The sequence below is a fragment of the Levilactobacillus acidifarinae DSM 19394 = JCM 15949 genome (genome assembly GCF_001434835.1).
Lineage (GTDB): Bacteria > Bacillota > Bacilli > Lactobacillales > Lactobacillaceae > Levilactobacillus > Levilactobacillus acidifarinae.
The window spans coordinates 662,475-675,700 of the sequence record NZ_AZDV01000026.1 but is presented as its reverse complement, the minus strand read 5'-3'; the positions used below and the strand labels follow the sequence as shown (position 1 = coordinate 675,700).

The 13,226-nt window shown below is 47.0% G+C and carries 10 protein-coding genes; all 10 read left to right on the top strand.

Annotated elements, in window-relative coordinates; genetic code table 11:
- A partial coding sequence (locus tag FD25_RS14340; protein WP_420835897.1) for a hypothetical protein occupies positions 1–1,584 on the top strand: 1,584 nt, incomplete at its 5' end.
- A 133-nt stretch (positions 1,585–1,717) separates the two neighbouring features.
- A complete protein-coding gene (locus FD25_RS10925) occupies positions 1,718–3,370 on the top strand; it encodes an AGE family epimerase/isomerase (RefSeq protein ID WP_057804169.1) in 1,653 nt (550 codons plus the stop codon).
- Entirely contained in the window at positions 3,367–3,570 is a 204-nt protein-coding gene (locus tag FD25_RS10920) for a hypothetical protein (RefSeq protein ID WP_057804166.1), read from the top strand. The genes FD25_RS10925 and FD25_RS10920 overlap by 4 nt, the downstream gene beginning before the upstream one ends.
- Positions 3,571–3,591: 21 nt before the next feature.
- On the top strand, positions 3,592–5,109 hold the full coding sequence (asp1, locus tag FD25_RS10915; protein WP_057804164.1) for an accessory Sec system glycosyltransferase Asp1: 1,518 nt from the start codon (positions 3,592–3,594) through the stop codon (positions 5,107–5,109).
- Between the two features lie 13 nt (positions 5,110–5,122).
- Positions 5,123–6,667 carry a glycosyltransferase family 4 protein gene (locus tag FD25_RS10910; RefSeq protein WP_057804162.1) on the top strand — a complete coding sequence of 515 codons (1,545 nt, stop codon included), beginning with the start codon at positions 5,123–5,125 and terminating at the stop codon, positions 6,665–6,667.
- A gap of 55 nt (positions 6,668–6,722) precedes the next feature.
- A complete protein-coding gene (locus tag FD25_RS10905) occupies positions 6,723–7,118 on the top strand; it encodes an HAD family hydrolase (protein WP_057804160.1) in 396 nt (131 codons plus the stop codon).
- Positions 7,115–8,761: an aminoglycoside phosphotransferase family protein gene (locus tag FD25_RS10900; protein ID WP_057804158.1), complete on the top strand. Its 1,647-nt coding sequence runs from the start codon at positions 7,115–7,117 to the stop codon at positions 8,759–8,761. Before FD25_RS10905 ends, FD25_RS10900 begins: the two co-directional genes overlap by 4 nt.
- 2 nt (positions 8,762–8,763) lie before the next feature.
- Positions 8,764–9,489 (top strand): glycosyltransferase family 2 protein, encoded by a 726-nt coding sequence (locus FD25_RS10895; protein WP_057804156.1) that lies wholly within the window; start codon positions 8,764–8,766, stop codon positions 9,487–9,489.
- A gap of 25 nt (positions 9,490–9,514) precedes the next feature.
- Positions 9,515–11,299 carry a hypothetical protein gene (locus FD25_RS10890; protein ID WP_162256272.1) on the top strand — a complete coding sequence of 595 codons (1,785 nt, stop codon included), beginning with the start codon at positions 9,515–9,517 and terminating at the stop codon, positions 11,297–11,299.
- A gap of 11 nt (positions 11,300–11,310) precedes the next feature.
- Positions 11,311–13,098: a CapA family protein gene (locus FD25_RS10885; protein WP_057804151.1), complete on the top strand. Its 1,788-nt coding sequence runs from the start codon at positions 11,311–11,313 to the stop codon at positions 13,096–13,098.
- Positions 13,099–13,226: the final 128 nt, after the last annotated feature.

Here is a 13,226-nt window from a genome sequence, read left to right as displayed (position 1 = left end):
GACTCTGATTCCGACAGTGATTCGGACTCTGACAGTGATTCGGACTCTGACAGTGACTCGGACTCTGACAGTGACTCCGATTCCGACAGTGATTCGGACTCTGACAGTGATTCGGATTCCGACAGTGACTCTGATGCGGATAGTGACTCTGATTCCGACAGTGATTCGGACTCTGACAGTGATTCGGACTCTGACAGTGATTCGGACTCTGACAGTGATTCGGACTCTGACAGTGACTCCGATTCCGACAGTGATTCGGACTCCGATAGTGATTCAGACTCGGATAGCGACTCCGATTCTGACAGTGACTCTGACTCTGACAGTGACTCTGACACGGATAGCGACTCTGATTCGGACAGTGACTCCGATTCGGACAGTGACTCTGACTCTGACAGTGACTCTGACACGGATAGCGACTCTGATTCGGATAGTGATTCCGATTCTGACAGCGATTCGGACTCTGACTCCGACAGTGACTCTGACTCGGATGGTGATTCCGATTCCGACAGTGATTCCGATTCGGACAGTGACGCCGACTCTGACAGTGACTCCGATTCCGATTCGGACAGTGACGCCGACTCTGACAGTGACTCCGATTCCGATAGTGATTCTGACTCGGATAGTGATTCCGATTCTGACAGTGATTCGGACTCCGACAGCGACTCCGACTCGGATAGCGACTCTGACTCGGATGGTGATTCCGATTCCGACAGTGATTCTGATTCGGATAGCGACTCCGACTCGGATAGTGATTCTGATTCCGACAGCGACTCCGACTCTGATAGCGATTCGGACTCCGACAGTGACGCCGATTCCGACAGTGACGCCGATTCCGACAGTGATTCAGACTCCGACAGTGATTCGGACTCTGACAGTGACGCCGATTCCGACAGTGATTCAGACTCCGACAGTGACTCCGATTCGGATAGTGATTCGGACTCTGACAGTGACTCTGGTTCTGGTGGCGGCTCCGGATCAGGTGGATTAGATTCTGACAGTGATGTAGATTCGGATGTTGACTCTGACATTGATTCTGGTAACGGTGGTGATCTAGGCGTTGATTCTGGGAACGGGTCTGGAAATGGATCCAATTCTGGTTCCAACGCAGGTTCTGGTACTAACTCTGGCAATGCAACTGGTAATGGCACTGGTGGTAACTCCACAGGGATTACAACTGGTACCGCCGACGATAGTGTCAATGCAGCTAATATTGGGGGAACACCGGTTGCGAGCCCTACGACCGCGACCCCAGCAGCGCCAACGACGTTGAATGCAGCAGCAGGTACGCCTAATGCAGCAACGGCCCAGTCACCAGTTGTTGATCTGATGTCGACAAGAGCAGCGGATCAAGCAGTTAGTGATTCGACGAATAGCTCAAAGTCACCAACTGATAAAAAGGTTGCCAAGGCAGGAAATACCACAGCGGGGACGGCTGACGATGCAACTAGTCACGCTAATCAGACCAATCCGGCGAAGAACACGACTCAGACAAAGGCTGTTTGGGGCACAGTTGCAGCACTAATTGCCATTGGCGGCGCCGGCGCCTTGTGGTTCTTAGGCAAACGGCGTAAGCACGATGAATGATGCAAACTGAGGCTAATTAGTTTCGATATTTAAATTAGGTTAGTACAATTAAATTAACCATAGGCACGTCATAGGTAAAACTATGGCGTGTCATACATAGAAGTTTAAAAAGAGCATACAGGAGGGTGATCCAATGAAAAAGTCAGTAATCAAAGAATTGAAGGGGCACGTGGTCAATCTGGGTGATGTTCAAGACGGTGCAACGGGGAATGTTCGCCTTGCTCTATCCGTTTCGGATCGCCGGCACCGTGCCGCCGTGCAATTCTTTCAGGGAGCCAGTTTCAATCAGGCATGGGCTCAGATTACTGACGTTTTAGCGACCACACCCATGACTAGCTGGGTGCGTATTGAAGTTGTCCAGGCCGTTCAGCGAATAACGTTGTCACAGTTACAACAAAAGTTGAAAGCGTTGCCGCGAATGAACTATTGGCGACAAGGGGTCAGTTTTGATGCTGACTTTCAAACGGCGCTTCTGGAGATGGAAATTAATGGTCACGCCTTCTTTAAACCTGGGCCACAGCATAAAATCGGAAAAAACCTATCGGATAGTTGGATTGATTTTAAAGCCGTTGAGCGGTATTTGACCCGCCGTAACGGTCAGCCAGCACCGAGCCTGGTTCAAGGCGCACACGTTTGGACCTTTCTGACGGCGGGCATTTTCTTCGATGGAGACCGGGTTCACGTTTTGAACCAAGCTGAATCGAGTCGTGGTATTCGGCAGATGATTGATTTGAACGGAGAACTTCAAACGACCATTGATGCAGGAGAGCAGTTTCTCCACCGACAGATCAAAGCGGATGGTAAGTTCATTTACGGCTACTATCCCGCCCAGCAGCGTATCCTGAGCAGCTATAATACCGTGCGTCACTTTTCATCAATTTACGCTTTGTTAGAAGCTATTCAGTTTACGGGACGGTCAACAGACCTTCCACAGGTTAACCAAGCCTTACAATGGGGGATTGATCAATTAACGATGGTGGCCGGTGACGCCCGGTTTGTGATTGAACAACGTAAGAACGGAACGCCAGAATTAAAACTCGGAGCCCAAGCAATGTTGATTCTGGCACTTTGTAAGTACCAAGAAGTCGCCCACGATGATAAATTTTTGCCAGTTCTCCTAGAGGCCTACCGGGGCGTCACTCGGTTTTTGCAACCATCGGGCCGGTTTAATCACGTGTTGAATCCAGATCTGACCGTTAAGGAAGCGTTCCGGATTATCTACTATGAAGGTGAAATTACCTTTGCGTTAGCCCGCTTGTACCAAGTCACGCAAGACGCTGAGGTGGCCCGCTTAGTCCAGCAAACGTTAGATTTCATGGTGGATCACGACTATGGCAAGTATCACGATCATTGGTTAGCCTATGCGATTAACGAGGCCCTACAGATTTTTCCGGTAAATCGAGATTATATGCGAATGGGGCTACAAAACGTTTATGATCACTTAACGTTCATTGAACAACGAGATACGGCCTATCCGACACTGTTAGAACTACTCAATGCGGCGGTGAAGATGACCGATGTGATTAAGCGCACCGGAAATGAGGATTTACTCGAGCCTTACGACCTTGGTCGGTTACGACTAGCATGGCGGCAGCGAGCGGAGCATGAATTGCTGACCGGAAGCTTTCAGCCAGAATTAGCCATGTATTTCTATTATCCAGAAAAATTCATCGGGGGCTTCTTTGCCCGTCATGATAACTTTCGGACCAGAATTGATGATTGTGAACACTTTCTTTCTGGACTGATTAACTACTACGATTATGCCAACCAAGGGGTGACCAGATGACAATTTTAGCCGCCGCAATTTCTTATAAACGGATTCAGTTCTTTATTCGAATGTTGCTCTTCGTTGTCCTGGGGGTCTTAGTTCTGGTGATTCGAGCCCGAAATAAGAAAAAGACGCGTAAACGCATGGACGAGCGAACAGCCTACATGATGAAACACACTAAACGGGACAAAAATGGAAAGTACCCGTGGGAAAATTAATCGAGAAATGGAGTGAGTGCTGTGTACTATTTTATTAATGAATACATCCTACAAAAGAATTCTAGTGTGGAACATACGGCCATGAACCGGGTGAAATTGTTCAACCATTACCACCAACCGGCTCAGATTGTGACCAAAATCTATGATCGACTCTTGCACCGCACCCTGACTGATTTCGATTTGACCGATTCAGAAGTTGTTAATATGTATGATTTCTTTCAGGAGGCCACCCAGGTGACCCCGCGACTGGTCCACACAACTGATTTGCACTTACCCGTTGAATCGGAAATCACGGTTGGGGCTAACGTCAGTAAGATAACCGATGGTGACCTGCAGACCAGTAATGTCGGGTTTATTCCGGGAACCATTGGCCGCGTATTTTATCAGGAATTTCTTGATGCACAGGGCAACGCTATTGAAACCGACCTGTGGGACTGGCGGGGCTTTAAATCGGCAACCCAATATTTCGGACAAAACGGTAAGTTGATGATGCAACGCTATTACACACCACAGGGACGGATCGTGATGGACGAGTACCTAGTACCTGATACGGCGGGTAACCCGCTCACGTCACGGGTTATCTTGAAGGATTATCAGGGTAAGGGGGACCGGTTCTTCCAGAACGCCGACGACCTGTTTGCCTTCTTCTTAGAGGAATTAGCCCGTCAGGATCAGGGACAAACCACCTTTATCGGTGACCGACCGGGAACGGCGGTCAACCCGTTGTTGGGATTAACTAACGCGGCACGAAAAATTCTTTACTTACCTATTAACCATGTACGGGATCCCAATGATCCGTTACATGCGGAATTAGATGGCTTTTTACAACCAGCGTTTGATCATTATCAGCAATTTGATGGGTTCGTCACGGCTAGTGCCAAGCAAGCCGAACATTTAGCCACCCGCTTCCCGAAAATTAAAGTGACGGCCATTTCACCGGTAACGACTACCCCGTTAGCGAAGACGGGAGACGACGCCCACCCGGTATTCCAGAATCAGCGCCGGCCGCATAGTTTGCTCTACGTGGGACGGATTGCACCGGACAAACAAATCGATCAACTTCTGAGAATGTTTGCTTTAGTGAAGGATCGGGTGCCAGACGCAACGTTTGATTTATACGGGTACGGGCAACCGGACTATGTTCACCAGATGAAGGACCTAGTTTCCGAATTAAAATTGACCGACCAGGTGACGTTTGAAGACTACGATCCGCAACTCGCTAAAAAGTATGATCAGTATCAAGTCATGGCCAATATGTCATTAGCCGATGCCGAACCGTTAGCGATGCTAGAAGCTATGGCCCACGGCATTCCAGTGGTCAGTTACCCATTTAACTATGGGGTTAAAGAATTGGTTCAACCGGATCAAAATGGTTACCTGGTGGCACCGGGGAACCCACTGGCCATGGCGGAAAAAATTGCTGGCCTGTTCCAAGATCCCACTAAGCTTGCTCAAATGAGCACGGCGGCTTATCAAGAGGCACATACCACGTGGACGCACCGTAAAGTTTGGAACCGCTGGCAACGCGTATTGGCATAAAGGAGGAACTGCGATGTACTATTTCTTAAACGATAACTTACAATTTTCTAAGTCGGGGATCGAACACGCCGAAATCATGCGGTTGCGGTTGTTTCAAAAGCACGGGGTGCCCGCTAAAATTGTCACCCGAATGTTTGCGATGAATTTAGCCGATGTGTTGGCACAAGCCCACATTGATCGTCAGAACTTCGTTAATTTATTTGAATTCTTTTGTGGCAGTGCCACGGTACCGACCCAGAAGGTGACGTTGCAGTCCCTCGCGTTGCCGCTGAACAGTACCCAGACCCGTAAAGATAAGCAGTGTCAGGTTTTCGTGCAAGGTAAATTGCTGATGATTGTTTACTTACGCGACGCACAGTCGGATGAGGTTAGTAACGTTCAATACTTTGATGTTAACGGCCGGACGCTCAAGATGACCTGGTGGGATGTGCGGGGGTTTAAGTGCCTCGAACAGAACTTCGACTGGGACGGTAAAATTGCCCTTGAACAATACTTTGGTCCCGATGGGCAAGTTCACGTGGAAAAGAGTCACCTCTTGGACCGTGGGGGGCAAGAACGAATCAGCTGGCGGGTGGTGAACTATCGGCATAGTAGCTGGACTTTCCGTGGCATGAATGAATTGACCCGCTTCTTCTACGATGAGTTGAACGCTAACGGAGAGACCAACGTGATGATCTGTGATCGGACCGTAGAATGTGACTGGGGATTGTTCAATATGAAGACGCCGGTCTATCGGGTCTTACACCTACACAACAATCACGTTAGCGATTCTAACGACATGGTTCATTCGCCGCTAAACAATAACTATCAAAATGCGTTAGATAATTGGCGGCAGTGGGACGCGGTGATTTCGGCCACGCCGGAACAATCGCGCGATATTGAGGCCCGGTTCGGCACTAATATTCCGGCCTTTACGATTCCGGTAGGGTACGTGACGGATCAGACGTTAGCGGCTCCCCACTACGATGGCAACCAACGGCAAAAGGATCTTATCGTGCACGTTGCCCGGTTAGCACCCGAAAAACAACAGAACCATTCGATCGAGGCCTTTGCCCAGATTCACCCGGATTTTCCGGCGGCCAAGCTCGAGCTGTGGGGTTACGCTAACGGGGATGCGGCCAAGGCTCTCCATCAGCAAGTGGCCGAGCACCACCTCGAAGATAGTGTTCTGTTCAAGGGCTACACCAACGATATCAACGCGGTGTACAATCGTGCCGTTTTGGGTGTCTTACCCAGTCGGGCAGAGGGATTCTCCTTAACCTTACTAGAAGCCCAAGCGCACGGGGTCCCAATGATTGCCAACGACGTGAAGTACGGCCCCAGTGATATTATTCAAGACGGTGTCAGTGGGATTTTGACGAAAGACGGCCAGGTCGATCAACTTGCCGCGGCCATGCGGAAATTACTCGCTGATCCCCAAAAACTGGATCATTACCGGCAAGCCGCTTACACCAATGCTCAGCGATATTCTGAAGATGCCGTTTTCGCTAAGTGGCAGGAACTACTCGACTACTTTGATCGTCAAACGGCTCAGGTTGCACAATCCGTTACAGCTTAGTAGGTTAGCGGTTCCTAACCAGCACACATGACCAGCACAATGGGGGGATGTCATCATGGATCAAACAACCAGTTTAATTGTCGACATTGACGGGACCTTATGCGATCTAAAGACACCGGAACAAAGCTACTTGGAGGTAGCACCGAAGCCAAGTGTGATCGAACAGTTGCGGGCGTACCAAACGGCGGGGTTTCGTATCGTGTTATTTACCTCACGCCAGATGCGCACTTATAACGGTAACTTAGGACAAATTAATAAGTACACGGCACCCGTTACGGCGAAGTGGTTGGATCGCTACGATGTGCCCTACGACGAAATCATGTTTGGTAAGCCGTGGGCCGGTCGGGGGGGCTACTACATCGATGACCGCGCGTTTCGCCCTAGCGAATTTCTCAATCACACCCCAGCAGAACTCGAAGCCCTAGTAGATAAGGAGCGTAACGTGCATTGAAAACCCTGTTGATGCTTTCAGCCGCTAAGGTAGCCGAAGAGATGCAAAGTAACTTTGGTGCCATCTATCCGGCCATGATTCCCGTGACCGATGGGGAACGGATTATTGATCGAACCGTGACCCAGTACCTTGACACTTACGACCGCCTGTTTATTGCGGTCAATGCGAACGACACGACGATTACCGATTACGTTCAGTATAAAAGTTTAGCGATACAACCACTGGTGGTTGCTGACGGGTTAACCTTGAGTGAATCGGTTGCTCAGGCGTTAGCCCAACTCCAAAACCAAGGCCCCCTGGGGACGTTAACGCTGGTTTTTGGGGACACCGTGGTCACGGCCGATGCCATCACCCAACCCGATGTGGTGTTGACTCATCCCGTGGCGGATGCCGGCCGGTGGACCACCGTGACGGTTGACGATCACCAACGCCTGGCCTTTAACGATAAGGTGGTGCCGACGCAGCCCACCGAAGAGTTGCAAGCGGCGGTTGGGGTCTTCACCTTTGGAACGGGAAGTTGGTTACTCGACCACTGGCAAGCTAACCAAGATTTTTATACCAACCTCTGTCACTACGATCAGGCACACCCCTTAACCCCAATCACCGCGCAACACTGGCTCGATTTTGGGCACAGTGATAAGTATGTCGAAGCGAAGCAAGCCGTGGAGGCACGGTTCTTTAACCAAACCACTATTGATTTTCAGCGGGGAATTCTTCGCAAGGAAAGCACCGACGTCGATAAGTTTCTGGGAGAAATTAAGTGGTATTTGAAATTACCGAAGAATTTGGCGTATCTCGCCCCCCGAATCTTTGATTATTCGCTAAACTACAACGCGCCGTTCGTGGAAATGGAATATTTCTCTTACGAAAGTTTGCATAACCTCTTTCTCTACGGCAATCTGGAATTGGGATTCTGGCGCGAAATTGTCGATGAACTGTTCTTTTTACGGTCCGAAATGGGACACTACCAGGTCCAAGTTGACCCGGACGAATACCGAGAAACCGTGGCGGAGATGTATCTGAATAAAACGGTCGACCGCTTGAACCGGTTAGTCGACGAACAGGAATTTTTTGCTAAAATTGCCGACCAACCGTTGGTCATTAACGGGCAACTCTACCCCAGTATTACCGCTATTTTGACAGCGCTGCCAACGGTCCTGGCCCAGTCTGGGGTTCTGGAAGGTGATCATTTTAGCGTGATTCACGGGGATTTCTGTATGAGTAACGTCTTGTACGACAACACCCAACACGTGATGCGCTTAATCGACCCCCGGGGAAAATTTGGCCGCTTTGATATTTACGGGGACGCTAAGTACGACTACGCCAAAATGATGCACAGTTTTTCGGGTAAATACGATTGTATTATTTCCGACATGTTTAAACTGACTGCTGACATAACGGGGCACATCGACTACGAATTGGACGTGACGGGTAACGAGCAACAGGTGGGGGAATTGTTTGAACGTCGGTTACGCGATCACTTAGGCGATGCGGCGACTTACCAACAAATTCAACTGATTGAATCCCTACTCTTTTTGAGTATGATTCCGCTGCATCAAGATAAACCGGAACGCCAGAAGGCGATGCTAGCGGTGGGGGTTACCAAGTTTGCGCCATTTATGGCGAAGATAACGGAGGGCTAACCATGCAAGTTGTGATAACGATGGCGGGACGCGGGTCCCGGTTTCAACGGGTGGGCTACACCCAACCAAAACACGAGATTATGGTCCATGATCGGAGCCTGTTTGAATGGGCACTTGACTCGCTAAGCGATTTTAAAACAGAAAAATTTGTTTTTGTGGTCCGTCAAGGCGCCTACGACCGTGACCAGCTGAAACGGTTGATTGCGGCGGCGGGGATTGGAAATTACGAAATCATTCCCATCGATGCCGTGACCTCGGGGCAGGCGGCTACCGTGATGGCAGCGATGCCGGCTTTAAATCCCCACGAAGGGGTGGCCATCTATAACATTGATACTTACGTGGAACCCGGACATATCTTACGAGCGGACCTCGTAGGCTGTGACGGGCATTTGACCACGTTTAAGGCCCCTGGTGATCATTGGTCGTTTATTAAACTCGACGATCAGAAGCATGTGGTTGATGTGGTTGAGAAACGCCGGATTTCCGATTTGGCGTCGGTTGGTTTCTACTATTTCGATCGGTTTGTGGACTTTGCGGGGCTGTATCACCACCACGCCGCGGACGTTCGCAGAGATTACGGGGAAACCTACGTTGCGCCGTTTTACCATTACTTCATCCAAGAACATCGCGGGACCGTCACGGTTAAGACCATTCCAACCGACGCCGTGCACGTCTTGGGAACGCCCGAGGAGTTGACAGTCTTTCGAGACGAGGTTCCTGCAGAATAGGTCAAAACTAAGGAGCATGTTAATGGTGGAAAAAGCGGTTTGGGCTATTGTTTGCGGCACGATTCGAGATGAAATTGAATTTAGATTAATGATGGATCAACTGCTGCAATGGCGGGACAATCAGATTATTCAAGGTATTGTTTTGTCTACGTGGACGGATGAATTAAAGCCATTTAAATCTTTGGAGGAATTACTGAGAGAAAATCAGGTGTCTATTGTTTATTCACAACCAATAGACCAACGGGTTCAAAATATTCAGACAAATTCAATTAATTATTGGCGACAGGCAACTCAACTACAAGCAGCGTTAAATGTAACGCCTACAGATACTATCATTTTAAAAACACGAACGGATCGGGCATTACCGAGTACAAAACAGCTGGTTAATTATTGGCAGAGACATCACTCACTCCCAGATGTTCGTGAGAGCTGTCAACAATACGGCTACACTGACCTACCAGTAGAATTTAAGCACCAAATAATAGTTTTAAAAGGTCGAACCGGTAGAATTATGCAATTTACGGATTATGCGTTTCTAGGTGAACACGCAGATATTCGTAAACTGATCAATTTCGATGTTTCTGAGCTGTACTTCACCCGAGATTTAGTTGCCAATACGCAATTCTTTATTTATCCATTTTTACGAGATTACCCTATAATTAAAGCCTATTTTCAACTAATTAATTTTCGACCGTTATTAGAAGATTTAAAACAGTACACCATATCAGGTGGTAAAGATTTTCCAGTATTTTTTCAGCGTGTATATGCCGTATATTTTGCCATTCTGGCAACGCATTTCCAAATTATTGGGATGAATGAACGAAGTGAACGATTTAATGATTGTATTGAATTTAGTGATTTTTTTCATAGTAGTCATGACGGAAGATTAAAGCATGATGCATTAGGAGTCGTTATTGAGTCTAGTGCGGTTATTGAGTATTTTCTGCGCCAGCCAGTTAATCGTTTAGATTTAGTTAGTCAGCATGTGAGACAGTTCTTACAGCCCCTAATGGTCACAAGCCTGGAACGGGCGAATAAAACAGAAATGGAAGAGCTTGTTCGTTATAGTCATAATCCTGATTTCTCAAAAAACAAGTGGTTACGATCGTATCAAACCGTACTAATTTCTTCTGAACAGAAGCAGCAAAAGTCCATGCAGCCTGTATTTCCGGGGATTTCTAAAGCCAAGCAATCAGCATTATGGTCTCGATGTTTGCAAACTGATAATGTTTCCCGGTTATTATTAGACTTCTGGTTGGAAGCTAATGTGGAACCGAAAGATACGGCAGCTTATTTATTAAGTAGTGCCAAGGCGGGAAATCAATATAGCATTTTAACTTTAACTAGATTGCTTAGGCGGGGAAACTTACCGACGCCAACAGTATTAGAAATTGAACGGATAAATGATTTTAATGCTAAGATGCATCGGCTACACCATACAATCAACGTCAAAGTTAGTTGTTATATTTTAAGTCGCTATTTTTATCGTCAGAGTAATGGTTTTAAAATATCACGCGAATTAAGTCAACAAGTAGATGCAGTGCTGGATCGATATTTACCACAAAAAAAGCAAGAATTTTATATCTGCAGTGAGTCTCTAAATTTATTAGAGAATTATTTTGATGAAGAAATTCAACGATTGCAGGGCTTAAATCGATACGTCCGAAGACGGCGAGTTATTGAATTGGCGTTAGAAACGACTCAACTAAATCGATATTGGCAACAATTGCAGCCATTATTGAGGGAAAATGAAAGGGTTAATCTCAAAGTCTATAATTATGCCATTCAACATGATTTGTTAGGGAAGTAGGTGATGCGGTCGTGTCTTTAGCGCAAAAGTATGATTTAGAGCAGCACAAAATTTGTCAGAGCATCGGTGATGAGCAAACAGTCGTGAATGCGGGATTAGGTAACGTTGCAACACTCTTAATTTTTTTGAGACTAATGAGCGATCAAAGAATTTTACCGACAACCGTTTTAATTGTATCGGAGAAATTATTAAAGCACGACAATCGAACTTCCCTTTTTTCAGTTAATGAAAGGGTGAATGCGCGGCAATTACTCAATTTAATGTTAGCAACTTCGGAACCAATCGTCGCGCTAGCCATTTGTCAAATGGTTCGCGAACAGACCTCTAGGAAGATGAGCAGTTGGTACCGATCTTTACCCGGATATGAAAATTTAAAGGGAGCCCTAGCCAACCAAACGGGACGGATTCGTCAAACGGTTAAACAAACCTACAGTGGAAAAGACTTGATAGCACTGGGGATTTTGTTGAGTAAATTGCCATTAGAGGATTTGGATTTGCTACATCAGACGGACGTTGTCCAGCATGAAAAATATTTCTATGCTTCAACGATGTTAGTAAAAAAGGGACAACTGCTAGGAGGCTATTTTTGGGGCCAAAATGGTGGGTTTGCGATTGCGTTTGATCGGCGTTATCTGTATGTGGTTTTGGGGGCGACTAGTAGTTATGATCGGGATGTCGCCTTATCGCAGTTGGTGCATCAAAAGACAACGGTTCTACAAAATGGCGACTCGGACTATGCGATACCACAACTTTCGGTGAGGGCTAAGAAACCAGTCGTAGCAATCATTGGAGATGTTTACCCAGGAGAGTTTTACACAGCACGCCGGCAGAAAAGGAATCGGTGGGATCCACTGGTGGCCAGAGGATATGACTATACATTTGAAAAACTACAGTCATATTTTCAACAAACGGATTTGAATATTTTTAATATGGAGTCGGCCTTGGTTGATGATTTAAAGGATTCTCGCTTGTGGAAATTAAAAAAATTTGTATTGGGAAGTCATCCTCAACCCACGTTGGCGGCATTTAAGAAGGCTAATCTAAATGTTGCTTTGATGGCGAACAATCATGGGGCAGATTATGAAGAATCTGGATTACGTGAGTCAGTTAAGTATTTGGATCAGGCAACGATGACGCATATCGGTGTGGGACGAGATATCGACGAGGCTACCGTTCCCTTACGAATTAAAACTGGTCAGGGTACTCTCACCTTGTTCAACGGATATTGGTATAACGACAAGAATTATCGACGGCTGAACGTGTACCCATTGTTTGACAAATGGGGAGTAGCGCCAATCACGGGAGTACTCCTGGCAAAAATAAAAAAGGAACGTCAGGACCATCCGCAGAATTTAATCATTGTTTCGCCGCATTGGGGCGTGGACTTTAAAGATGTAACGACTAAACAACGACAGTTGGCAAAAGAGTTGATTGTGGCAGGAGCAGACGTAATTGTAGGACATGGTGCGCATGCCTTGCAGGGGATAGAAATGTTAAATGGACAGCCAGTTATCTATGGCTTAGGGAACGCATTTTTTAATAGCGATGGTGAGTTTGCAACCTATCCCACCGCTTTGCCATATGGTGGCCTTTTTGAAATTTGCTTGGGTAAGCAGAACGTTGCATGTACCCTACGATTTATCAGGGCGAATAATCAGATTACTAAATTTCAACCAAATTGGGTTACACCGGAAGATTTTGAACAAATTATTCAGGGACTTATTCAAAAAAAGAGTGATCTCTCGAAATGGAAAATTAATCGAAAAGACAAAAGTCTTCAATTTAATTTTGGACGATAGCTAGGAGCTGTTAATGTGAGAACGGTATGGGCAGTCATTTGCGGAACAATCCGTGATCAAGTAGATTTTCGAGTTCTTTTGGATTATTTATTACAATGTCGACGTAAAGGAATTATCCAGGGAATTGT

Excerpts from the sequence above, each read along its gene's own strand:
- FD25_RS10925 (WP_057804169.1), top strand. The coding sequence starts at position 1,718 with ATGAAAAAGTCAGTAATCAAAGAATTGAAGGGGCACGTGGTCAATCTG.
- FD25_RS10920 (WP_057804166.1), top strand. The coding sequence starts at position 3,367 with ATGACAATTTTAGCCGCCGCAATTTCTTATAAACGGATTCAGTTCTTT.
- FD25_RS10910 (WP_057804162.1), top strand. The coding sequence starts at position 5,123 with ATGTACTATTTCTTAAACGATAACTTACAATTTTCTAAGTCGGGGATC.
- FD25_RS10905 (WP_057804160.1), top strand. The coding sequence starts at position 6,723 with ATGGATCAAACAACCAGTTTAATTGTCGACATTGACGGGACCTTATGC.
- FD25_RS10895 (WP_057804156.1), top strand. The coding sequence starts at position 8,764 with ATGCAAGTTGTGATAACGATGGCGGGACGCGGGTCCCGGTTTCAACGG.